This window comes from Lentisphaera profundi, from assembly GCF_028728065.1.
GTDB lineage: Bacteria > Verrucomicrobiota > Lentisphaeria > Lentisphaerales > Lentisphaeraceae > Lentisphaera > Lentisphaera profundi.
Genome location: NZ_CP117812.1, coordinates 1567035 through 1589788, shown reverse-complemented (window position 1 = coordinate 1589788; position 22754 = coordinate 1567035). Strand labels below are relative to the sequence as shown.

Here is a 22754-nt window from a genome sequence, read left to right as displayed (position 1 = left end):
ATAATCAGTATGAGTACTTAAAAATCATTCCTTACAGTAATTGGATAAGGCTATAGTTAAATACTTAAGTTTTTATAATGTAATACTAAGATTTCTTGGAGGAGAGGGCTCTTTGTGGAATTTTTTTACTTTTTTTAAAGATTTCTCACCTTTGAATGTAACACTTGGCAAAATAAATTGTTTGTTAATGATACATGAAAATTAAATATAAATTAGGATAAACTATGAAACGTTTTTTATCATACACATCAAAAATTGCGATGACCGCAATGATGAGTTTACAGGTCGCTAATGCGCTACCCAATGAAATTGTCGATACAGATATGGACAAACTATGGGGCGAACGTCTTGAGTTGGATGCAGGAGAACGCGGAGCCTGGTTCAAAGAAGCTAAATATGCTATGTTCATTCACTGGGGACTTTATTCCGGTTTAGCGGGTGATTGGAAAGGTAAGACTCATTTCGGTATTGGCGAATGGATTATGAATAAGCATTTAGCTGGAATTTCAGTCGATGATTATAGAGCCTTAGCCAAAGATTTTAATCCTGTCAAATTTGATGCGAAGACTTGGGTTACTTTAGCTAAGCAAAGTGGAATGAAATATATTGTTATCACTGCAAAACATCACGATGGTTTTGCGATGTACGCATCAAAAGCTTCTAAGTATAATATCAAAGATGCGAGTCCTTTCGGTCGTGATCCATTGAAAGAATTAGCCGATGAATGTCGTAAACAAGGTATAGGTTTTGGTTTCTATTATTCTCAGTACCAAGACTGGAATGAGAAAGATGCCTTTGGTAATGGTTGGGATTTTAAGCCTAAAGAAGCTAATTTTGCAAAATATTTTAAAGAGAAATGTGAGCCACAAGTTAAAGAGCTAGTGACTCAGTATGGTGATCTCGCGGTTTTATGGTTTGATACTCCGGGTAAAATGACCAAAGAAGATTCGATGGCACTCGTAAACTTAGTTAGAAAACATCAGCCACGTTGCCTTATTAATAGTCGTATCGGTAATGGCGTAGGTGATTATTCATCACTTGGTGATATGGAAATTCCACCAGAGAATGTCGGTGGCCTTTGGGAATGTGTTGATACAACGAATAATTCATGGTCCTATGCTTGGTATGATCAAAACTGGAAAAGTGGCGAACAGATAGCTCAGAATGTAATTTCAGTTGTCGCTCGTGGCGGAACTTATATGCTTAATATTGGTCCTCGCGGTGATGGTTCAATTCCTAAAGGTGCAAGTGAAGAGTTAGTCGTCGCTGGTCAGTGGATTAAAAATCATGCCGGAACAATTTACGGTGCAGAAGCCTCTCCTTGGCACAAAGCTTTCCCATGGGGTGATGTTACAGTCAATCATGGTAACCTCTACCTACACGTTTTTGATTGGCCAGCAAGTGGCAAAATTTATCTTCCAGGTTTAAGCAATAAAATTTCTGGTGCGGCATTACTTAATATTAAAGGTAAAGTCAAAGTAACTCGTGAGGGTGATTGGACAGTAATCAGTATTCCGAGAGTGAAGCCTGATGGAATGATTCCAGTTGTTCAGTTGAAAATAGAAGGTGAGCTTAAAGTTGATCATGCTTTGGCTTTTGATGGTGAAACACCTGCAAACTTATTCTCATTATTTTCAGAACAGAAAGACTGTGAGATTGTTCAGTTGCGCTGGATGGAGAAATTTGGTGAGTGGAAGCATGCTGAAATGATCAAGAAATGGACTCCTACAAGTGAAGCAACTTGGGATGTAAATATCCGTAAACCAGGTAAATACGCTTTGGAAATGACTTATTCATGTGATGACAAAGCGGACTATAGTGAATTCGAAGTTATAGCGGGTAAAACAGCGATGACGATTCAAGCTTTAGATACAGGTGATCGCATGCCATCGAAGCGTATGTTTGGACGTGGACTTTTACCACGTGTGAGAACTCTGCGTTTAGGTGTCGTTGAATTTGATAAAGCTGGAAACCAAAAAGTGGTTTTCAAAACTAAGAAAGGTGATTGGAAGGGCTTTAATTTAAAAGCGCTTGAACTAAAAGCCTACAAGTAATTCTTCTAAGCCGCACTCAATTTTGAGTGCGGCTTTTTTTTGCCTAGCTGAATCGTAGTAGCCGTAATACAGATACTTAGGACTTCGGTTTAGTAGCCGGTTTTATATAAGTAGTGATTGCATCGAAGTTTGAACACAGTATTTTTTGAATGATTATCAGATATTACTTTTTACCTATAAAGTTCATCTCTTATGGCATGATTAAAGTTATAAAATTTCTCAAGGAAAATACCGAATATGAATAAATTGTTTTTTGTGATGTTTTTGATTTCTTCAGGCCTATTTGCGAAAGTGAATAATCCTAGTCCAGATGCGTTTTGGACATATAAAAAAGTGGAAGGAAAAGAACTTAAATTATCGGTGTTTTTACCTAGTGATTACAAGCAAGAGAAAAACTTCCCCACGATAGTGATTTTTCACGGTGGTTCCTGGAGAGTAGGGGATCCGAATATGCATTATGCTGATTGCAAATATTGGGCGAGTCGTGGTATGGTGGCCGTCTCGGTATCTTATCGACTTAAAGATCGCGATAATGTAGAGGTTCCTTTGGAATGCATGAAGGACGCTAAGTCAGCATTACGTTATTTACGAGAGAATGCCAAAAAACTAAAAATAGATGTGAATAAAGTAGTCGTTGCAGGAGGTTCAGCAGGGGGACAATTAGCTGCGTCTACGGGTATGATTCCCAAAGTTAATGATAGTGAGTATGATCTTGCGATTTCCGCGAAACCCCAAGCTATAATACTTTATAATCCCTGGTTTAAATGTGCCAAGGAACTTTCACCCACGTCTAATGTTGTGAAAGATTTACCTCCGATGATTATATTTGCAGGTGGAAAAGATCCGGCAATTCCCCTAGAAGAAATGGTGGATTTTCATAAATCTATGAAAGAGGAAGGGAATCAAACGGAACTCTATATTGGGAAAAAAGGAAAACATGGCTTTTGTAATGGTCGTAACCCCCATAATCCATTTTTCTATTGGTCCATAAAACTGGCGGATGATTTTTTAGTAAAACAAGGAATACTCACGGGAAAAGCGACTGTGAAATACCCGAAGAATGTCAAAGCTATAAATGAGGTAGATAGTGCGTACTATCCTTAAGTTTGCGGTGGTGTTAGCATGCTTGATTTACACGTCATGTGACTCGCCTCAGGAAATTAATTCTAAGCCTCAAGAGCTAGTAAATCATGAAGCTCAAAATGAGCCAAAAGGAATAGTAAATCATGAAGCTCAAAATGAGCCAATTGATAAGCCATCCAAAATGCCCGAGTTTACTTGGGATACTTTACCTTTGTATATGCACGTCCGTAAAGCTGAAGCTTTTGATGAAAGAGAAATTCAATACCTTAGTACATTTCCCTTGATTTGCTTAGAGAAAACAACGGGTATGCGCAGCTACAAAAGCACTGAAGAAGGCAGCATCCGTGCTGCAGAGGCAATTAAAAAACTTAGTCCCAACTCTAAAGTCCTTTATTATCGTAATGTATTTGTTCATTACCCTTTTTATGAAGACGATAAAAAACTTGCTTTGGTTAAGCGTCCTTTTTTACGGGGCCAAAAGGGAGAAAAAAAACTGGTTCGAAAAACAGTGGAAGCTTACGATTTAGCCAATCCTGATCTTCGTTCGTGGTGGGTGACCAATGTCACAAAAGTACTTGCGAATCCCGCAATTGACGGACTTTTTCTCGATGGTAATATAAAGGTTCTTGAGCCGAAATATTTAAAGAAGGATCTAAGTGTCGATCAGAAAGAGGAGATTGTCGAAGGCTATCGTCTGATGATGGAAAAAACTAAGTCAGCAATTGGTGAAGATAAATTGATGATTGCCAATATCATTCGAGCGCGTTTCAAAGATAGCGGCTTGAGTTATATGAATTATTTTGATGGGTCGTATTTGGAAAATTTCGAGAAACCTATCGCTGGTATGAGCCGTGAAGATTATTTAGCCCAGGGCATTGAAGCGGTACAAAAAGCAGCTCGTTCGGGGAAAATCATTGCCATGACCCTTGGGCTTGGAGAGCAAGCTGGAGATAAATTGGGCATTGATGATTCGCGTAAGGATGTGAAGGCACTTAATGGAGTTCAAGAAAGGTTCGAATACTGTATGGCGCTCTTTTTGATTTGTGCAGAAAAATATAGCTATGTCTACATTCATGATGGTTATGATATGAATAGAAACCCGGATGGTAGCAGTAAAAGTAAGGTTTGGTTAAAAGATTTTCCTGAGTATAAAAAAGCTTTAGGGCCACCCAAAGGACCTGCAATCAAAGCAGGATATGTTTATACTCGTGAATTTGAGCATCTCAAAGTTGAAGTGGATATAAGTCAGCAAAAAGCGCGACTTCAGTGGTTTTAAGTTAGAAATAATGGTCGTAGCTCGAAGATAAAAGTGGAAATTCTGAGTCGAGAGTCGATTTTAAAGAAAATCAGAGGCCAATATATGTCAGATGATCAGCAGACGCGTGTTACCCTTTTGCAGAAACTGCAAAAAAATCAGGATGATGATCATTCATGGGATGATTTTGTTCGTTACTATGAAGGCTATATTTACGTTGTCATTAGAAATCTAGGTGTAGGCCTAGAAGACAGTAAGGATATCCTTCAAGAAATTTTACTCAAGATATGGAAAGCCTTACCTAATTACAGTTATGATCGCGAAAAATGTCGATTCAGAACATGGCTATGTGTCGTGATTAGGAATAAAGTCTATAGTTTTTTTAAACTTAAATCGAGCCGTAATAGCCGTTTGAATGTGAGCTATGATAGCCTATTAGAGAGTTTAGATCTAATCACAGATTCTGAAATTGATCAGATGGCTGAAAAAGAATGGCAGTCTTACATCTCTAATTTGGCTTGGGAAAATCTCCAGGAGCAATTCCCTAAATTGGCTAAAGAGGTGTTTGAAGCATCCTTAGATGAAGAGAATAATGCTGTTTTGGCTGAGAAATTTGGCGTCTCCGAAAGTAGTGTTCGCGTCTACAAAATGCGCGTTCGTAAAGCCATGCATAAGGAAATCATTAGACTCAATCAAGAATTGGGCGGCTGAGTTTAATTCAGATGCGTAAAGAAGATAAGTTCAATAAGAATTTTGGCCAGCTTTTTGAAGAGGCATTCACTCCAGAGGAGAGACCTTTGGAAGAGGCCCTCAGACGTGGTGGAGAGCGCTACAGTGATTTTGACTTTTATCGTGAGGGTGGACTTAAGCAGATAAGAACTTGTTTGGATCAAAGGACAGGACGTCGTGTGGCAATGGCAACTATGAAGCCAAGTGTAGGTTCCGACCGCAAGGAAACCTTTATTCGCGAAGCCCGCATAAATGCCGCCTTACAGCACCCTAATATAGTTCCTGTGTATGATGTAGGTCTTACAAATAATGAACCATGGTTTACCATGAAGTTTATTGAAGGCCAATCACTTAAAGAAATTGTTCAAGAATTAAAAACTGGAACAGAAAGTCGATTTAATAATTTAGCCGAAAGACTGGAGCTTTTTTTAAAAGTATGTGATGCGGTAGCTTATGCACATTCCAAAGGGATATTGCATTTGGATCTAAAACCTGACAATATTCGTGTGAGTGAATATGGTGATGTGGTTTTATGTGATTGGGGCTTAGCGGATATTATTCCAGCGGAATGTGAAGAGCCACTCTTAGAAGTCTGCTCTACCACAGAGACTGACTTTGAAGAAATGACTTTAGATGGAGTAGTGAAGGGCAGTCCAGGTTATATGGCACCCGAGCAAACGGGACTCATCAAAGAACGCAAAGGTAAGCATACCGATATATTTTCTCTTGGTGCGGTACTCTATACTTTATTGACTTATGAGAAAGCTTTTACAGGCAAAGACCTAGAAACAATTTTACACAGAACAGTGGAAGCCGATTTTATTCCTCCATCGCGAATGAAGACGAATACGGTGCCTTATTCATTAGAGGCGGTTTGTATAAAAGCACTCTCGAAAAAAATATCAGATCGTTATACTTCAATTAAAGATTTACAGGGGGAAGTAAGAGATTTCATTAATGGTTTTACCACTGAGGCAGAAAATGCCTCGTTGATGAAATCCTTGCATTTCTGGGTCAAACGCAATAGAACTTTAAGTGCTATTTCACTCATCGCTTTTTGCTTATTATTGAGTTTACTGATTGTGTTTGTTATTAATCTCAAATTAGCCGAAAGCAATGCCAAAGAAGTGGCTGAAAAACTCCGCATTGAAAAAGAATACCACATGCGTATCAACCGTGGAGCCGCGCCGAAATTTTTTGAACGAGCACAAACGTCCTATAAAACTTATGTGTTTGATGATGCCTTAAACTTTTGTAGCAGTGCGGTGGAGTTAGATGAAACTCTAATAGAAGCTTGGAAACTTAAAGCTAATATCCATTTTATTCGGCAAGAATTTAAAGCCGCCCAAGAAGCTTTTGAAAAAGCAGATGATAAAAGCCCCTTAGCAAAAGTGAATGCGGAATACGCAATGTATAAAGACGATGATTCAAAACCTTTAAATGCTGAAGATTATTTGAATCTAGTAAAGACCCTGAGAGATCGGCAGCTTTTTCGTCAATTTGCGAATCTTATTCACTATAAAATTTACTCAGATCTCACTGTAGAAGAACGCATCGCTTTTTGCAAAGAGGCAGTCATTCTACATAATTACCCTATGGAACCCTTAAAATTTTATTTTGATAAGCAATCTCGACATCTTGATTTGTCTGGGAATTTACAACTGGAGGTTGCTTTGTGTTTCCAAAATTTTCCCGCAGAGAGTGCTGACTTTTCCAATACTAAAATTCCGAATTTTATTTGTTTTCGTGGACAAAAGCTGAAATATTTGGATGTATCTCATACAGAGATTTACGAGTTGCATAGCTTAGAAAATGCTGATTTGATAGACTTGAATTTATCCCATACGGGAGTTAGTAATTTGACCCCTCTTGAAGATTTCTCCATTCGTAAACTCAATATAAGTCATACCCAAATCAAAGGTATTCAAACGGTGTTAAAGCTCAATTATCTACAAGAATTAATTGTCCACAAAGGGCAGTTTTCACCTTTAGCTTATCATGTTTTACCCAAAACAGTAAAAGTCATCGAAGTAGATTAATCGAGGGATAAAATAAACTGAGTAGCGCTACCATCTCCCCAGTTAATTTGATTTCCAGCCCAGAGAGCACCATTGCCCATACAGACGCTGTGATCATCCATGAGTACAGGTATTTTATAGCCAGATGCACTCCGACAGATCATTCTCAAGTGCTATTAAAAAATAGCTTAAAGTTATAATTTCCAATAAAAAATCCCACTTAATCGCCTATATTGTAGTAGCTTACACCGACAATAACAGCAAGTGGGACTTTCAATGTACGATACTCTTTTTCCCGAATATTTCATCGAGGAATTACGGCAAACTATAGGAATTTTATGCGGACCATTGAAGATTGCGGGGCAAATCATACTTCGTCCTGAATTTCAAGAGATCAAAAAGGCAATTGAAGATGATCAACTTCAGTTGAGTAAAGATAGAGCCGCCACTAGAAACCGCGAGTTTAAAAACAGCTCTACCCAAAAACACCCCCCAGCTGAATTGGTGGTGGCGTTGTTCATAGCCCGTCACTTTTATGATAATTGTTACGGTGAACGAGGCTATAGTATGCTATGTGAGAATAGTTCCTTGCAGCAGTTTATTGGGCGCTTGGGCATAGGAAGCTTCCCTTCACGCAATACGATTCATGAACAAGTCTCTGCTCTTTCTGAGAAGACCCTTAATCTTTTTCATCAAGCTATTTTGAACTGCGTTAAGGAGTGTGGCCTGGATGATTTTTCAGCAGTGATTATTGATTCTACAGCCATTAAGGCCGATTCAGCGTGGCCTGTCGATAGTCAATTACTAAAGAACCTTAGTTGTAAAATGATGAAAAATATCAGTGACGTTCATGATCAGCTTCCCTGTGTTGAGCGCAGAAAGATCCCTCTCAAACGCCTGCAAAATTACTGTGATTATATGAGTAAACTGGATTTCGAGATCTCTATGCTTAAAGGAAAAAAAGGAGCAAGAAAAATGAGGCAAAAGTTTTATACGCAAGAACTTTTACCGAGGTGCCGAAAATTTATTATTCGCCTGGAGAAGACTCTTCCTCAAATTAAACAACACTGTGAAAGTGCCAAAGTTCTGATGATTGACGAATGTCTATCTCGCTTCATAGATAAAGTTTTGATGGTTGAACATCGCTTCAACATGGCTCCTAAGGACTACGATACGAAGACGGCACGGAAAATTTACAGCATGAGTGATAATGATGCAGCATTTATTAAAAAGGGTGGTCGAGAAACCGTATTTGGCTACCGACCAAATTTCGCCTTTAGTGCCAATGGTTTTCTGACATCATTCACCCTAGAATCTGGAAATACTAGTGACAGCAAGGCCTTCAGTAATTGCCTTGATGAAAATAAAAAGATGACGGGCGAGACCGCAATGATGATCAGTGTGGATGACGGATATAGCTCTGCCGCCAATTTAGATGATGCCATCGAAAAAGGGGCGACATTAGTCAGTGTTAGTGGCTCAAAGGGAAAGAAGCTCTTAGGAGAAGATATTTATGAGAGTGAAAACTACCAACTTGCGAGAAATATCCGATCAATTTCCGAAGCAGGTATTTCAAAGCTGAAGAACTATCACAACCTTGAGCGATTTACCGTTTGTGGCTTAAAGAGGGTTCGTCAAGAAACTCTCATAAGCGCCATAGGATTCAACTTGGAAAGGATCTGCCAGTTATTATGTCAAATAGAGATTGAGGTCGCCGCATAGAATGTCGGAGTGCATCTAGCCAGTTTTTTTATGGATTTGGGTCGTGCTATTATCCCATTCAGCAAACCAAGCAGACTGATTCATTACGGGGTCAGTGAGTATTGGGTGCCGCTTAAGTTCGCCAAGACCTACAGCGGAATCACCTCCGGCATTTTCGGGGATAAAGGCATAGTTTTCAGAATATGTTCTGGTACCATACTGCCAAGGAATAAAATAAGAATAGGTTCCAGGTCGAGTGGTCCATATTTGGCCCATGTCATCTCCTATGGTATCAGATAAATCCGATGCAGGACAGAAATAAGCATCATCGGAATCACCAAGGTACTCTTCTACATACCCAGAGTTACCATTGTTGACTTCGTGCAAGGCGCCTTCTAAAGCATTGCCTAAGACATATTTATCGGATATCGTGTTATAATGAACATTAGTCATTAAGGCATCATTATTATCGCTCGCATTACATATAAAGCGCAAGACCAGCTTGTTTGAGATTATTTTTACATACCGCGGCTCGTGCTTCGCCTCGGGCTCGACTAAGGCTAGGCATGAGTAAAGAAGCAAGAATTCCAATAATAGCAACTACCACGAGTAGTTCAATTAATGTAAATTTTTTCATGGCTTATCCTCACGATATTATTAATAATTACAATACTTAACTTGCTTATGAATCGAGTGTTACAAGAGTTATATGTTTATTATAATGTTTTTAATTTCTATGGTTCCTATGGGAGGGAGTGGTGATTTGACGCCATTTATTTCCTTTAGAGATAAGTTCTTAATCTTTAACTCACCTTGGTAACTCCCCACCATAAAAATCAAAACTTCGGTCAAAGTTTTGGAGGGGTTCTCTTTTGCTTTGAAAGTACAGATAGCTTTTTGCCATTGCTTTTTAACTTCGAACTTTTGTAAGATGCCTAAGTTAACAATCGAATCTGTAGAGGGTATTTTTGTTTCAAAGACTGATGGAAAATTTTGGTGGGTAAGTGTTACAGGTCCTTGGCCAGTGCCTTTGAATTTGAAGATAAACTCGTAAAGTTTATCTTTTTTTGTAGGAGCTTGAGTACAGAGCATAAGGGCATAAAAATCCGAGCTCTTAGGGATTGTAAGAGAAACCGATTTATCAATGAAGTTAAGGAGTTTAAGGGAGCCTAGACTAGTTCCTGAATCCGTGAGCTACATTAAGTTAATCATATTGGTCTTTCACCTTCATTGACTTACAACTTTTTTCAAAAGACCTACGGGTATTCCTGTAAAAAGTTGTAAAGTTCTGAAAATAAAATCTCTACGAGATTATTCCCAAGCCAGCTCACGGATTCAGGTAGTTGTTACGCGTATGTCTTGATATTAAAATACCGGTACATCGTTTAAACGAAAGATATACAAAGCGCACAATTTAAAGTAAAATTGTTTAGCTAGGTATCTGATTTTTGAGAATTTTAAATCTATTTAATCCATTACAAAAATGCTCCGTAGCATTTTTATAATGGATTATTAGATTGATTTATTCTCCGCGTTTTGGGATGGCTTTGATTTCGGCATCAGTGGGCCAGTATTTGTGAAGATCTTCTAGTTTGGGGATGGTTCCGGCACGTACGACGCGGAAGCCGACAAAAACTGCATCGGTATGATACCATACAGATTTGGGGATTTGAGGATCTTGGATTTTCCAATCAGGCTCAGATATAAAACGCTTTGCTGAGCGTAGTTCATCGGCATCATTGATGTAAGAGCCACCGCGAACAATACGGTCATAGATTTTATTAGGCCAGAATTCAGTCTCTTCAAAAGGGTTGTCTTCGGGAGTCTCTGGAGCTAGATTCACAGGGTTTTCAGAGGGTGAATTGGCGTAAAAATCGGGATCGAAGCTATCGAGTACCCATTCAGAAACATTGCCATGCATGTCATGTAATCCCCAGGCATTGGCTTTCTTTTGTCCAATGGGCTGATAGGACTCATTTGCGTTGTCCGCAAACCAAGCGTAATCGCCTAATTTGGAAGCGTCATCACCAAAGGAGTAGGCACTAGTACTTCCTGCACGGCAGGCGTATTCCCATTCAGCTTCAGTAGGCAGACGATAGAAATCTCCGGTCTTGGCACTTAACCACATACAGTAAGCTTTTGCGGCTAACTGAGTCATGCAGATGACGGGACGTTTTTCTTTGCCCATGCCAAAACTCATATCTAAGTAAGGGCCAGTAGGGCGGGAAACGATATCCGCATTTTTATCGAGATTATTCATGGTGAAATTGTCTGCTGTGCGACGTTCGATATCGAGGTCAAATTGCCATGATTCATATTCTGCCCAGGTGACTTCATGCTTTCCCATCCAAAAAGAAGCTATTGCGATTTCTTTGACGGGACTCTCGTCACCTTGATCTGAGCCACGTTTGTATTTTCCCGCGGGGATGGGCATCATTGTGAATTCATATTCAGCACCTTTGTAGACGGTGTAGGGCTTATCAGCGGTAAGAGCTTGTCCCGCTTTTTTATCGAAGTTAAGAGCTTTATAAAGTTGGCTAGCAGAAGTGATTTCTCGTTCGCCACTGGCAGAGGAAAGCGTCTTCACGAATGCTGATTTTTGTTTTGTGGCATTAGGCCATATAGCGCCTTCATTAATCCAGTTTTTTAGGGAAGTGAGCTCATTTTGACTTAAGCGAGGCATGACAGCGGGAGGCATAGTTTTTGGATTTGATTTATCGAGTGTACACATGGTGTAGACTGAACTTAAATCAGCTTTGCCAGGAACAATGCGAACACCATTTGCGCCTTTCGCAAAAGCTTTGTATTTTGTATGAAGCTGGTAGCCTCCGGCACTTGCAGTAGCACCGTGACAGATAATACAATGCTTATCAAAAATGGGTTTGATATCTTTTTGGTAATCACTAGCAAATGCACTAGCAATGGCAATAGCATTTAGACTTAAGAATTTTTTGAGATACATATAAGGTCCTTGTTAATAGAGTGTAGGGAAATTTTTAGATTTTTTGATTGAGTCATGATTATGAATGAGTGCCGAGCAATTTAGTTTGTTTTGGAGCAATTTTAAACCTTGAGCTGCGGGCAATACGGATAAAGTAGAAGCAAGAGCATCTGCTTCGATTGCTGAAGTTGAGATAACCGTTACTTGATTATTATGAGTGATGGCCATACCCGTTCGTGGATCAATGATATGTGAATATAGTTTCTTATCGGAACTCAAGTTTTGGATTGAGCTACCAGAGGTGGCAACGGCACCTTCCTTTATCTCGATATAGTTTTTAGACTGATGATCACTGCCATTTTTTAAGTAGACTTTCCATTTAGCCGTGGGGTGGGCACTCATAAGTAAATCACCTGAAGCATCGATCATGGCGTGTTTAATACCGTTTTTCTGAAGGGTTAGCATGGCTTGATCGGCGGCATAACCTTTGGCAATGGCACCTAAATCTATTTTCATGAAGGGCGTATTTAAGCGTGCGGATTGATGGTCTTGATTGAGTTCAAGTTTTTGGTAGCCACATCTTTTCAATAAGCGAGTAATTGCGTTTGGATCGGGAAGTTTATTTTGATAACGTGCTTTACGCCATTGAACTGTAAGGGGACCACAGGTGATGTCAAAAGCGCCTTTGCTTTCCTTAGATAAGTCTTGTGAATATTTTAGTATACGCCACAAATCATCACTAAGGGAAGTCCAGGTATTATGACTTGTGGATAATTGACTTACCTCGCTTTGAGTAATGTAATCACTGCAAATGAGATTGATGGCCGAAATTTTGGCAAAAGCTTTGTTTGCGCTATCTTCAGCATGATTTGAGTTATGAGCATAAATGAGGATGCGGAAGTCGCAAGCCATGATTTTTTCAGTGAAGCTATAGGATTTTAAGTCTTGAGAGAAAAGGGGACTCGATAAAAAAACAAGTAGTAGTAATAAAATCGTTTTTCTCATAGAGAGTTCCCAGTTATAATAAATTTAGTCAATATATAAAGTCAATTCGCAATAAAAAAGGAATCTTGCTCATAAGCTTAAGTAAATTTGGAATAAATCGTCTTATTTTTCAAAGTGTATTTCAGCGACAATGGGCCGGTGATCAGATGCTACTTGTTCATTGACCACGAAATGAGAAGCGGATTTATCGTTTAAGTTTCGACTCATGATGAAATCAATCTCTTTTTCTGGCTTGTGACTAGGATAGGTTTTTTCACCAGATTTATTCATGATCAGCCAAGATGTATTTTTTAATAAAGCTATTGAAGGATCATCAGGTGTAGCATTAAAATCACCTGCTAAGATAGTGGGGTGATGATAGTGATTAATGGCATCTAGTAATGTTTTGACTTGAGCTTTGCGAGCATCGCCCTTACGCCACTCATTATGGATACATATAAAGGATAGCAGATTGTTAATTGCAGGTACTTTTACTTGGATTTCTAGAGCACAACGTGGTTCAGTGCCTTTAGGCAGTTGATGACGGATTGTTTTTTCAATCGGGAAACGAGAAAGTACTGCCATGCCATATTCGCCTCCTTGATAATCCATGAACTTTTCAAAATGGAATTCCATTCCTAATAGCTTAGCAAGCTCTTTTGCAATATGGATGTTTCCACTACGTGGACAGAATTTATCGACTTCTTGAAGTGCAATGAGATCCGCGTCTAGAAGCTCAAGCACTGTTGCCGTTCGTTTTATATCAACGAGACCATCCATGCCTTGGCCATGGCGGATGTTATAAGATACGATTGTTAGTTCTTTATTATGAGTGTTCTTTGAAGCGCAGGAAATCAAAGAGCTTATAGCTAAAATAAAAAGTAAAAATCGTATCATGAATGAAATCTCGCAATCGGCTGTTTTAGTGGCTGAAAACTTTTTGCATATTGGCAAGGATTTCTGCTAAGCGTTCTTTATCACCACCACCCACTTCGGCCGTTGCCCAGCCCGAATAATTGATCGCTTTTAAAGCTTTGCATACTGCAGGCCAATCGTTATCGTCTTGACCAATTTTAGCTTGAAAGCCTTTGTAAAGATTTTGACCTTTAGGCTGTTTTACATAAGGTTTCACATCAAGTTTCATGATTTTATTTCCGAGGACAGGAGGCCATGAAGCAGGGGGGTTGTAACGTACGGTGTTACCAATATCAAAATACGAACCGACTAAATCTGAATTGAGCTCATTAATATATTTGAGTGTGTCTTCAGGAGTGGTAAGGAAATCATTCCAAACATTCTCTAAAAGAATATTAATGCCTAATTCTTTTGCTAGAGGTAAGGCTTTTTTGATTTCGATAATACTTCTTTCCCAACATTCTTCGAAAGTCACACCTTTGCGGACTTTAGCGGGAACTAAGAGTACAGAACTTGCACCATAGAATTTAGCATCTCGAATAGCCTGTTTAAAACCCTCCAGGCCTTTTGCTCTTATGGATTCGTCAGGATCAGATAATTGGAGCTTCCAGTGTGTACTACAAACGACGCCATGAATAGGTAGGCCAGATGCTTCACTAGCCGCTTTAAAAGCCTCTCGATTATTTGAGGGGCCATTAACTTCAATGCCATCATAACCCAGTTCTTTAACTAATTTAAATTTATCTAATACGGAAGCCTTAGTTTTGATCATGCCGTATTTCAGGGCGAATTTAATCTGTAATTTGTCTTCAGAAAAAAGTGAAAATGACAAAAGCGTACATAAAAATACAAGTAATGATTTTTTCATATTCAGACCTATACGAATTTAGTGATGCCGGGTTGGGCAACTGGCGGAACAGAAATGGGAGTATCAAAACTATAAGCAGAAGGACTTAAATCTTCTTTAGAATTCATGAGTTTATCCCAAGTTAGTTTTTTGCCTGTATAACCCGACATGCGGCCCAAGATTCCTAAGCCACAGCTTTTGATTGATTCTTTACCATTATTAAAGTATTTCCCCGCTCGAATATGTTCAACTAAAACTCGTTGCTCGTGCTGATGCATTTGTTCAAATTTACCTTTTACGGCCCAGATTTGTTCTCCTTTTTGATTGTAGATACGTCCGCGCTGAAAGTCTACTTTGCCTTTGGTTCCATAAGCGACATCACCCACATAACGATCGGTACCAGATTGTTGGCGACAAGTAAAGTTACCGATGATGCCATTGTCGAATTCATATTGTACTGAGAAGTGATCGAATATATCCCCGAATTTTGCATCTGTTCTTGATTGACGACCGCCGATACTGTTGACTGATTTAATATCAGCATCGCCAGTGAGCCACTGCATTTTATCAATGCCATGGATTGCTTGCTCCACAATATGATCGCCGGAGAGCCAAGTGAAATATAGCCAATTACGCATTTGCCATTCCATATCAGTCCAAGTGTCTTTACGACCTTTGTGCCATAGACCTCCTGCATTATAGGAACTTTGAATATTAGTGATATCTCCGATTATGCCTTCTTTGATTTGCTTCATTGTTTCGACTTTAGCGCCGTCAAAACGGTAGCAGAAACCACAGAGAAAGTAGAGGCCTTTCTCTTCACATTTACGAATGGCTTCGGCCGCTCGTTTTAGTCCTGCAGGATCACAAGCGAGGGGTTTTTCTGCAAAAACATGCTTGCCTGCATCTACAGCGGCTTCGATGTGCATCGGGCGAAAGTGAGGAGGAGTGGTAAGAAGGACAATGTCGACTTCGGGGATTTCCATGATTTTTTTATAAGCATCAAAGCCAGAGAAACAGAATTCATCTTTGATGGGAGCTTTATCTTTTAAGCGTGCAAAGCGTTTTTTTGCGGCATCAACTTTATCAGGGAATACGTCTGCGAGGGCAATTAATTCAATATTATTATCTGCTTTAAGGATTTGACTAGCGGCACCGGAGCCACGACCACCACAGCCAATTAGAGCAACTTTGAGAGTCTTTGTCGATGGTTTTGTGTCGGCAAGTGCAGAGCTTAGTGATACTGAAGATGCCATAAGAGCAGCTGAACCTTTCATGAAATTGCGACGGTTGTGTGATAAGTGCATAGTTGATTCCTTAGTGGTTACGGTTGTATTCTACTTTGATTATATAGTGACTAATTACTTATTTCAAGCCATTCTAGGTTAGAATAATTGTACTTTTTTGCAAAATAATCTATTTCATCACTTGCTTAAATGTATTTATTTCTCCGAGTCCATGTATTCTGAGCATAAAAAAGCCCGAAATAACTTCGGGCTTATAGTGATCTGTATATAGTTCTATTTTTTATGAGAATTACGATATTTAGTAGGTAGCATCCCAACGTGCTTAGAGAATTGTCGAATAAATGTACTGTGGTCATAGAAGCCGACATCTTCAGCAATTTTCTTTAAAGCTTTTTTTGTGTTAATGAGATCGACACAGGCATAGTGAATGCGCATTTTTATAATGTAAGTCTGTGGAGTGACGGTTAATACTTCTTTGAAAATTTCACCAAATTTACGCTGGGTCATATTGAGACTTTCAGCGAGTTCAGGGATACTTATATTTGTTCTGAAGTTATCTCTAACAAATTCCAATGCAGGAGAAATGGTTAAATATCCACCTAGCATTTTCTTCATATAATCATGACTGGATGTCGTACTCGCAACACCAATAATATTACCTTCTAGATCGTGTACGGGCATTTTATTGGAGAAGTAGCAATCAATAATTCCATCTTTATTAGGAGCTAGTTCAGCCATGTGAAAAACGGCTTCTCCTTTTTGTATGATGGCCTGCTCATCTTTATGGTACTTATCGGCGAGGTCAAATTCAAAAAGGTCGTAATCAGTTTTTCCAATTATTTCATCTTCTGATTTAAAACCACAGCGTACGTAGGTAAGTTTATTTGCCATCATAACACGGCCTGCGGTATCTTTGATGAAAAAGTAAACGCCCATGGATTGACTAAGTAAAAGGTCGAGACGATTGTGGTTGCCTAGGCGCTTGAGAAAATCTTCTTGTAGTGTATTCATATTTTGATATCTATTTTGAGTTTAAATAATTTAGTCAATTGATTAAAAAGTACAATTTATATTTCGACTTTGTGGTAGAATAATTATCCTTTAATATGAAGATCGCCCTCTTGAGTACAGTAGCTTTGAGTTATATATTAAGAAAGCAGATTATTTAAGGTGAAGTCGATGAAGGTACATAAACTACATTTTGGTAAAATAATAATCCTCCATGAGGATATGGCTGAAGTGATCATAAATGAAGGTGTTGAGCTTAGTTTAGATATGATCAATCAGTACCATGCTTTTTTATTAGATAATTTAAGAGCGCCGTTTTCTTTGTTAGTTAATAAAATTCATTCATACACCTATAGTTTTGAAGCTCAGCTACAGCTGCTTAACTTGAAAGAATTAAATTTTTTATCAGTGGTTTCTTATACTCGTATCTCAGAATTGAGTACTCAGTTACTCGCGAAAATCCCACGTAAAGAGAAGTGGGATTTACAAATATTTAAAGATCGTGATAAAGCATATAGATGGCTTTGCGAGCAGCACAAAATAACATTTTAAATGTTGAAGCCTTTTCTTGGTGAAATAATCATAGAAAAATCAATTAATAAACAAGAAAGATATATCTTTAGATGTAGAGTTATTGAAGATTATTTTGGAGTTTATTTATATGCTAAGAATAGAGTTTTTTGTTATTGGAAAAACCAAAGAAAAGTGGATCCAAGCAGGGATTGATAAGTATTTAAAAAGATTAAAACCTTATGCGAATTTATCCTATAAAGAACTGCCTGATATATCAGCAGGTAAACGGAAAGAAAGCAAAATAATCCAAGCTATTAGCTCAAGGGATATCCTCATTTTATTAGATGAAAAAGGTCTCGATTTCACTTCTGTAGAAGGAGCTAATTGGTTGGAGAAAGTTGCACACCACTGCTCGGGAAAACTAGTTTTTGCAGTGGGTAGTGCTTATGGCTTTAGCCAAGAAGAATACAATCGCGCAGATTATAAGTTGAGCTTATCAAAAATGACTTTCACTCATGAAATGATTAGAGTCTTTTTTGTCGAGCAACTTTATCGTATGTTATCAATTCAAAAGGGCACACCCTATCATCACGTGTAATTATTATGGCTAAAAAAATTAAGAAGATAAGAAAGAAGATACAAGGGCCTTTAGAAATCATGGCTATCTATGGTTTAATGGCTGTCGTTAAATGTTTACCCTTGAAATGGGCGAGAAGTGTAGGTTCGAGTTTAGGTTTTATGGCCTACCAAGTACCCAGTATCAAAAAATTAATTCATGCCAATCTTGATGTAGCCTTTCCTGATATGGAGACGAAAGAATCTCGTGAAATAGCGATTAGGTCGATGGGAGGTTTATTTAATGTATTTATTGAATTTCTTTGGTTCAAAGGACGTGAGAAACAAGTGGAAAAATACATAGAGTGGGATGAGGCTAGCATGAGCTTTTTTAAAGAGAGAAGAGCGGCTAATAAAGATAAGAAGCCCTGTATTCTACTCACAATGCATATGGGCAACTGGGAAGTAATTGGCCAAAGTCATTACACGATTGCCAATGAAACATTAACTTCTGTGGCAACTCAAATAAAAAATAATGTTCTCGAACAAATCATGTACGAAGGAAGAACTGCTACGGGAGCTAAAATCACTCACGAAAAAGGTGCAGTTAAAGCATTGATTAAGAGTTTACGAGACAAGCAAACGATAGGCTTGCTAGTTGATCAGAGTACAAAAATAAAACAAGGTGGAGTCTATGCGAAATATTTCAGTTTAGATGCCACGATTAGCCGTAGTCCAGCAACTTTTGCTAAGAAATTTGATCCAGATGTATTTATGGTTGAGTGTCATAGGACGAAAAAAGGCTTCTATATTTCTTATAATCCTTTGCCTTTTGACTATAAAGAGTGCGGTTCTGAAGAAATTTATTCTGCTAAGCTATTGGAGTACATGGAGAGTATTGTTCGCAAGCGTCCTGACCAATGGATTTGGTTTTACAAAAGATGGTCCTCATATATATCCAGTGAGGATAAAGATAAGTACCCTTATTACTCAGACTTAGATAGGCATGCAGAATAAAGTTGCTGAATTATATCTAGTTTAGAGACACTTGTTTCTAGAGAACTTAGAGGGTATGGGAAATAGTAATTCCCCATGCCTCTAAATCATATTATTATTTGCCGCCAAAGTCATTTTTACGACTGCGCCAGATTTGGTGAACGTGATTAACCTTCGTGTTTTGCGTTCCGTTCTGAGTATTAAAAAGCAAGATGACTAAATCACTGCCAATAATTCTATAATGATGTGGGCTCTGTAAATCCACTCCACCATAATAGGCAAAACGGAGGCTGTCCTTAGTGTCTTCTATCTCTTTCCATGCCTGACTAGCATATTGGCTATTGAGGTCATCGAGATAGGCTTTACGAATTAAATTTCCTAAGGTTTGTTGTTGACCTGGATTCAATTGCTTCCAGTGGATACCAAAGTCATCATATTTACCTGGGAAAGCATTCTTAGCTTCTTTCATGTCTCGCATGGTAGTTTCGTCTTTGTGAGCAAGGACTTTTTGTTGTTCATTGAAAGATTTCACGATATCAAAAGCAGCGTCTTCAGCAAAAGCTAGGGGACGTTCGCCTTCTCGAAGAGTAGAGCTAGAGTTTTTAAATATTTTTGCGGGGTTCGCACCAAAGAATAGCGGCGTACCACTAATCATTTTTTTGTCTTCAAAAGTGAAGTTTACTGAGATATGATGGCCTTCAAAACTAAAGCCCCATTTACCCTCATTAACTTTGCCAAATAAAGTGAAATAGAAATTTTTAGGGTCGCGTTTTTCTCCTTCAACTTCACGAAGAATTTTTTCCATTTCAATAACGGCTTTTACTTTCTTAATACCTTGTTCAGAAAAAACATGTGCCATGATATGAAACATTTCATCGCTTTGTTCTTGAGTCATTTCTGAAATCGACAAACCTTTACGTTTTTTTATAGGGATATAATGCCACTGAGTTCTTTCAGCGGAATTAAATTCTTTGCCGACGAGGGCTTTTTGTTTCTCGTTTAAATCTTGATACCACTCATCAAAACCATGTCCGAAAAGGCTAGAAGATACGATTAAACTTAGTAGAAATATTTTTTTCATGACTGACTCCCTTAGGTTATATGTAGTCTGTATACGCTTGGAGAAGAGTATGGGTAACAGTAAATAAATAAAAAACTCTCCTTTTTAACAGAAAAGGCCATAAGTGTGAACTTATGGCCTCGTGATACTTATGTGATAAGTACTCTTAGGTCGCGACGATATTCACTAAGCGTCCTGGAACTGCGACGATTTTACGAACTGTCTTACCTTCGATGCGAGCTTTTACATCTTCGTCAGCAAGAGCTATTTCTTCTAACTGTTTGGCATCTGCATCAGCAGCAACCATCATTTTTTTCACTGGCTTACCAAGTACTTGAACGAGGATTTCTACTTCGCTAAGTTTGAGGTATTCTTCTTTGTATTCAGGCCATTGAACATAAGCGATAGTACCGTTGTGACCGAGCTTTTCCCACAACTCTTCGGCAAGGTGAGGAGCGAAAGGTGAAAGAATGGTGACGAAATCTTCAATCGCCGACTTGGGAACAGTTTTGAGCTTACTGAATTCATTGATGAAGATCATCATCTGAGAAATGGCCGTATTAAAACCGAAGTTTTCGATGTCATCGCCAATCTTTTTGATAGTTTGGTGAAGGGTACGACGCGCTTCTTTGCTCAGTTCAGCATTGTCGGTGATAGTAGACTTGAGTTCACCATCTTCATTAACGACAAGTTTGTGACAGCGAGTGAGAAATTTGTTGATGCCATTAATACTGCTGGTAATCCAGAGTTTGGAATCAGCAAGAGCACCCATAAACATCTCGTAAAGACGAAGTGAATCAGCACCGAAGTCTTTTACGATTTCATCGGGATTGACGACGTTGTTGAGTGACTTGGACATTTTTCCGGCCATTTGCTCAAGCTCTTCACCGGTTTCCTTATGGAAATATTTACGTGAAGAATCAAGCTCCATATTGCTAGGAACAGGCTGTTTATTTTCATCCACGACGAGAGTCGTATCAACCCAGAAGCCAGCTTTGTTTTTATAAGAAACAGCGAGGATCATACCTTGGTTGAAAAGCTTTTGGAAAGGTTCTTTGACCGAGGTGATGCCTAGGTCGAAGAGTACTTTGTGCCAGAAGCGTGCGTAGAGAAGGTGAAGGACAGCGTGTTCAGCACCACCAATATAGAGGTCGACAGGCATCCAATATTTTTCGATCTCCGGATCGAAAGCAGCTTCGGTATTGCCTGCATCTATATAACGCAGGTAGTACCAGCATGAGCCAGCCCATTGTGGCATAGTGTTTGTTTCACGACGACCTTTCATGCCTGTGTCAGGGCATGTGTAATCAAGCCATTCAGTGGCGTTGGCAAGTGGTGATTCACCTGTCTCGGAGGGATGGATGTTTTCCATTTGAGGAAGACGAACGGGGAGTTCGTTTTCAAGAGTTTTGATAGAGCCATCTTCCATGTGCACGATAGGGAAGGGCTCGCCCCAGTAACGCTGACGTGAGAAAATCCAGTCGCGGAGGCGGTAATTAGTTTTTTCTTCGCCGAGGTCTTTGCTAACGAGCCAATCAGTAGCTTGGCGCTTGGAATCTTTAACTTCGAGGCCATTGAGATCTAGGCCATCTTCGTTGGCGGAGTTGATGAGTTCGCCATTGCCAGTCCAGCAAGCTTTTCCAGCGAGCGCGGCGTCAACGTCGACATTCTCGTATTTAGCTTCTTTGGGGTTTGGAGAGATAATGCATTTGATGGGGAGGTCGAAAGCTTGAGCAAATTCGAAGTCACGCTCATCGTGAGCAGGGACCGACATGATAGCACCAGTTCCGTAGCTCGAGAGAACATAGTCAGAAATCCAAATAGCTAACTTTTCGCCATTCACTGGGTTGATAGCGTAAGCGCCAGTATGAACGCCGGTTTTTTCTTTGTTTTCAGCGCGATCTTGCTCGGACATATTACGAGCTCTTGTGACGTAAGCGTCTATTTCTTCTTTCTGGTCACTTGTGGTGATTTTGGAAACGAGCGCGTGCTCTGGAGCGAGAACCATATAAGTAGCACCGAAGAGGGTGTCTGGACGAGTAGTGTAAACGCGGATTTTATCATTGTGCTTGTCAACTGTGAAGTCGACTTCTGCGCCAATTGATTTGCCAATCCAGTTACGCTGCATTTCTTTGATGCCTTCAGGCCAGTCGAGGTCATCGAGGCCGTCGAGAAGTTGCTCAGCATATTCAGTGATTTTGAAAACCCATTGCTTCATCGGCTTACGTTCTACGGCATTGCCTTTTTCATCCATGCCGTTGTTGACTTCTTCATTGGCAAGCACAGTGCGTGTGCTAGGGCACCAGTTGACATCGACATTGTCAATTTTAGCGAGCCCCTTTTTATAGAGCTGGAGAAAAATCCATTGCGTCCATTTGTAGTATTTTTCATCTGTTGTATTGATTTCACGATCCCAATCATAGGAAAAACCGAGCTCTTGTATCTGACGACGGAAGTTATTGACGTTTTTCTCGGTGGTGATAGAAGGATGCACACCAGTCTTCATAGCGTACTGTTCAGCAGGAAGTCCAAAAGCATCCCAGCCCATGGGGTGAAGAACGTTAAAACCTTTTTGACGCTTGTAGCGGCAGATTATATCTGAAGCCGTGTAGCCTTCTGGATGGCCGACGTGGAGACCCGATCCTGAGGGGTAGGGAAACATGTCGAGAGCGTAGAACTTTGGTTTAGTATCGTCTTTTTCAACTTTGAAAGTTTTGTTGTCGAGCCAGTATTTTTGCCATTTGCTCTCGATGGCCAAGTGATCGTAATCTTTGATGATTTCAGACATGGTATGATTCTCGTATAATAAGTATTAAAAAATTTTCGAGAAATCTATCATAAAAAGTAT

At 39.3% G+C, this 22754-nt stretch carries 20 protein-coding genes and 1 pseudogene; 9 read left to right on the top strand and 12 right to left on the bottom strand.

From position 1 onward, the window contains the following. The first annotated feature begins 224 nt into the window (after positions 1 to 224). From PQO03_RS17630 to PQO03_RS17610, 5 genes are all read left to right on the top strand, one after another. Positions 225 to 2054 (top strand): alpha-L-fucosidase, encoded by a 1830-nt coding sequence (locus PQO03_RS17630; protein WP_274152165.1) that lies wholly within the window; start codon positions 225 to 227, stop codon positions 2052 to 2054. Between the two features lie 237 nt (positions 2055 to 2291). Further along, positions 2292 to 3158: an alpha/beta hydrolase gene (locus PQO03_RS17625; RefSeq protein ID WP_274152164.1), complete on the top strand. Its 867-nt coding sequence runs from the start codon at positions 2292 to 2294 to the stop codon at positions 3156 to 3158. Further along, a complete protein-coding gene (locus PQO03_RS17620) occupies positions 3142 to 4413 on the top strand; it encodes a putative glycoside hydrolase (protein ID WP_274152163.1) in 1272 nt (423 codons plus the stop codon). Before PQO03_RS17625 ends, PQO03_RS17620 begins: the two co-directional genes overlap by 17 nt. Positions 4414 to 4497: 84 nt before the next feature. Further along, the gene (locus tag PQO03_RS17615; RefSeq protein ID WP_274152162.1) at positions 4498 to 5103 is read left to right on the top strand and encodes an RNA polymerase sigma factor; all 606 of its coding nucleotides are present in this window, start codon (positions 4498 to 4500) and stop codon (positions 5101 to 5103) included. Positions 5104 to 5114: 11 nt separating this feature from the next. After that, on the top strand, positions 5115 to 7160 hold the full coding sequence (locus PQO03_RS17610) for a serine/threonine-protein kinase (RefSeq protein ID WP_274152161.1): 2046 nt from the start codon (positions 5115 to 5117) through the stop codon (positions 7158 to 7160). Here the strand turns inward: PQO03_RS17610 and PQO03_RS17605 are convergent. After that, positions 7157 to 7303 (bottom strand): hypothetical protein, encoded by a 147-nt coding sequence (locus PQO03_RS17605; RefSeq protein WP_274152160.1) that lies wholly within the window; start codon positions 7301 to 7303, stop codon positions 7157 to 7159. The genes PQO03_RS17610 and PQO03_RS17605 overlap by 4 nt on opposite strands. A gap of 112 nt (positions 7304 to 7415) precedes the next feature. Here PQO03_RS17605 and PQO03_RS17600 point away from each other — a divergent pair, with 112 nt between their 5' ends. Continuing rightward, positions 7416 to 8861 carry a transposase gene (locus PQO03_RS17600; RefSeq protein WP_274149473.1) on the top strand — a complete coding sequence of 482 codons (1446 nt, stop codon included), beginning with the start codon at positions 7416 to 7418 and terminating at the stop codon, positions 8859 to 8861. Positions 8862 to 8876: 15 nt separating this feature from the next. Here PQO03_RS17600 and PQO03_RS17595 read toward each other — a convergent pair whose 3' ends face one another. The 9 genes and pseudogenes from PQO03_RS17595 to PQO03_RS17555 all read right to left on the bottom strand — a co-directional run bounded on the left by PQO03_RS17595 (position 8877) and on the right by PQO03_RS17555 (position 16785). Next, entirely contained in the window at positions 8877 to 9293 is a 417-nt protein-coding gene (locus PQO03_RS17595) for a hypothetical protein (protein ID WP_274152159.1), read from the bottom strand. A 28-nt stretch (positions 9294 to 9321) separates the two neighbouring features. Continuing rightward, positions 9322 to 9477, bottom strand: a pseudogene (locus PQO03_RS17590) (type II secretion system protein); the annotation flags it as partial. A gap of 68 nt (positions 9478 to 9545) precedes the next feature. Then, positions 9546 to 9932 carry a hypothetical protein gene (locus PQO03_RS17585; protein ID WP_274152158.1) on the bottom strand — a complete coding sequence of 129 codons (387 nt, stop codon included), beginning with the start codon at positions 9930 to 9932 and terminating at the stop codon, positions 9546 to 9548. A 430-nt stretch (positions 9933 to 10362) separates the two neighbouring features. Continuing rightward, a complete protein-coding gene (locus tag PQO03_RS17580; RefSeq protein ID WP_274152157.1) occupies positions 10363 to 11802 on the bottom strand; it encodes an SUMF1/EgtB/PvdO family nonheme iron enzyme in 1440 nt (479 codons plus the stop codon). Positions 11803 to 11814: 12 nt separating this feature from the next. Beyond that, positions 11815 to 12786, bottom strand: a complete 972-nt coding sequence (locus tag PQO03_RS17575; protein WP_274152156.1) for an FAD:protein FMN transferase — start codon at positions 12784 to 12786, stop codon at positions 11815 to 11817. Positions 12787 to 12888: 102 nt separating this feature from the next. Then, on the bottom strand, positions 12889 to 13662 hold the full coding sequence (locus tag PQO03_RS17570) for an endonuclease/exonuclease/phosphatase family protein (protein ID WP_274152155.1): 774 nt from the start codon (positions 13660 to 13662) through the stop codon (positions 12889 to 12891). A gap of 25 nt (positions 13663 to 13687) precedes the next feature. Then, positions 13688 to 14548 carry a sugar phosphate isomerase/epimerase family protein gene (locus PQO03_RS17565; RefSeq protein WP_274152154.1) on the bottom strand — a complete coding sequence of 287 codons (861 nt, stop codon included), beginning with the start codon at positions 14546 to 14548 and terminating at the stop codon, positions 13688 to 13690. Between the two features lie 8 nt (positions 14549 to 14556). Next, positions 14557 to 15834, bottom strand: a complete 1278-nt coding sequence (locus tag PQO03_RS17560) for a Gfo/Idh/MocA family protein (RefSeq protein WP_274152153.1) — start codon at positions 15832 to 15834, stop codon at positions 14557 to 14559. A 213-nt stretch (positions 15835 to 16047) separates the two neighbouring features. Further along, entirely contained in the window at positions 16048 to 16785 is a 738-nt protein-coding gene (locus tag PQO03_RS17555) for a helix-turn-helix domain-containing protein (protein WP_274152152.1), read from the bottom strand. A 168-nt stretch (positions 16786 to 16953) separates the two neighbouring features. On the opposite strand from PQO03_RS17555, the gene PQO03_RS17550 reads away from it, so the two are divergent. From PQO03_RS17550 to PQO03_RS17540, 3 genes are all read left to right on the top strand, one after another. Then, complete coding sequence (locus tag PQO03_RS17550; RefSeq protein WP_274152151.1) at positions 16954 to 17334, top strand: hypothetical protein; 381 nt, start codon at positions 16954 to 16956, stop codon at positions 17332 to 17334. Positions 17335 to 17443: 109 nt separating this feature from the next. Next, positions 17444 to 17893: a 23S rRNA (pseudouridine(1915)-N(3))-methyltransferase RlmH gene (locus PQO03_RS17545; protein ID WP_274152150.1), complete on the top strand. Its 450-nt coding sequence runs from the start codon at positions 17444 to 17446 to the stop codon at positions 17891 to 17893. Between the two features lie 5 nt (positions 17894 to 17898). Continuing rightward, entirely contained in the window at positions 17899 to 18867 is a 969-nt protein-coding gene (locus PQO03_RS17540; RefSeq protein ID WP_274152149.1) for a lysophospholipid acyltransferase family protein, read from the top strand. A 94-nt stretch (positions 18868 to 18961) separates the two neighbouring features. On the opposite strand, the gene PQO03_RS17535 is transcribed toward PQO03_RS17540, so the two are convergent. Both PQO03_RS17535 and leuS read right to left on the bottom strand, forming a co-directional pair. After that, entirely contained in the window at positions 18962 to 19927 is a 966-nt protein-coding gene (locus tag PQO03_RS17535; RefSeq protein ID WP_274152148.1) for a DUF3500 domain-containing protein, read from the bottom strand. A 145-nt stretch (positions 19928 to 20072) separates the two neighbouring features. Further along, positions 20073 to 22694: a leucine--tRNA ligase gene (gene leuS, locus PQO03_RS17530; RefSeq protein WP_274152146.1), complete on the bottom strand. Its 2622-nt coding sequence runs from the start codon at positions 22692 to 22694 to the stop codon at positions 20073 to 20075. Positions 22695 to 22754: the final 60 nt, after the last annotated feature.

What these genes read in the sequence shown, in the direction of transcription:
- PQO03_RS17630 (WP_274152165.1), top strand. Translation starts at nt 225, where the DNA reads ATGAAACGTTTTTTATCATACACATCAAAAATTGCGATGACCGCAATG.
- PQO03_RS17625 (WP_274152164.1), top strand. Translation starts at nt 2,292, where the DNA reads ATGAATAAATTGTTTTTTGTGATGTTTTTGATTTCTTCAGGCCTATTT.
- PQO03_RS17615 (WP_274152162.1), top strand. Translation starts at nt 4,498, where the DNA reads ATGTCAGATGATCAGCAGACGCGTGTTACCCTTTTGCAGAAACTGCAA.
- PQO03_RS17610 (WP_274152161.1), top strand. Translation starts at nt 5,115, where the DNA reads ATGCGTAAAGAAGATAAGTTCAATAAGAATTTTGGCCAGCTTTTTGAA.
- PQO03_RS17605 (WP_274152160.1), bottom strand. Translation starts at nt 7,303, where the DNA reads ATGATCTGTCGGAGTGCATCTGGCTATAAAATACCTGTACTCATGGAT.
- PQO03_RS17600 (WP_274149473.1), top strand. Translation starts at nt 7,416, where the DNA reads ATGTACGATACTCTTTTTCCCGAATATTTCATCGAGGAATTACGGCAA.
- PQO03_RS17595 (WP_274152159.1), bottom strand. Translation starts at nt 9,293, where the DNA reads ATGACTAATGTTCATTATAACACGATATCCGATAAATATGTCTTAGGC.
- PQO03_RS17585 (WP_274152158.1), bottom strand. Translation starts at nt 9,932, where the DNA reads ATGCTCTGTACTCAAGCTCCTACAAAAAAAGATAAACTTTACGAGTTT.
- PQO03_RS17580 (WP_274152157.1), bottom strand. Translation starts at nt 11,802, where the DNA reads ATGTATCTCAAAAAATTCTTAAGTCTAAATGCTATTGCCATTGCTAGT.
- PQO03_RS17575 (WP_274152156.1), bottom strand. Translation starts at nt 12,786, where the DNA reads ATGAGAAAAACGATTTTATTACTACTACTTGTTTTTTTATCGAGTCCC.
- PQO03_RS17570 (WP_274152155.1), bottom strand. Translation starts at nt 13,662, where the DNA reads ATGATACGATTTTTACTTTTTATTTTAGCTATAAGCTCTTTGATTTCC.
- PQO03_RS17565 (WP_274152154.1), bottom strand. Translation starts at nt 14,548, where the DNA reads ATGAAAAAATCATTACTTGTATTTTTATGTACGCTTTTGTCATTTTCA.
- PQO03_RS17560 (WP_274152153.1), bottom strand. Translation starts at nt 15,834, where the DNA reads ATGCACTTATCACACAACCGTCGCAATTTCATGAAAGGTTCAGCTGCT.
- PQO03_RS17555 (WP_274152152.1), bottom strand. Translation starts at nt 16,785, where the DNA reads ATGAATACACTACAAGAAGATTTTCTCAAGCGCCTAGGCAACCACAAT.
- PQO03_RS17550 (WP_274152151.1), top strand. Translation starts at nt 16,954, where the DNA reads ATGAAGGTACATAAACTACATTTTGGTAAAATAATAATCCTCCATGAG.
- PQO03_RS17545 (WP_274152150.1), top strand. Translation starts at nt 17,444, where the DNA reads ATGCTAAGAATAGAGTTTTTTGTTATTGGAAAAACCAAAGAAAAGTGG.
- PQO03_RS17540 (WP_274152149.1), top strand. Translation starts at nt 17,899, where the DNA reads ATGGCTAAAAAAATTAAGAAGATAAGAAAGAAGATACAAGGGCCTTTA.
- PQO03_RS17535 (WP_274152148.1), bottom strand. Translation starts at nt 19,927, where the DNA reads ATGAAAAAAATATTTCTACTAAGTTTAATCGTATCTTCTAGCCTTTTC.
- leuS (WP_274152146.1), bottom strand. Translation starts at nt 22,694, where the DNA reads ATGTCTGAAATCATCAAAGATTACGATCACTTGGCCATCGAGAGCAAA.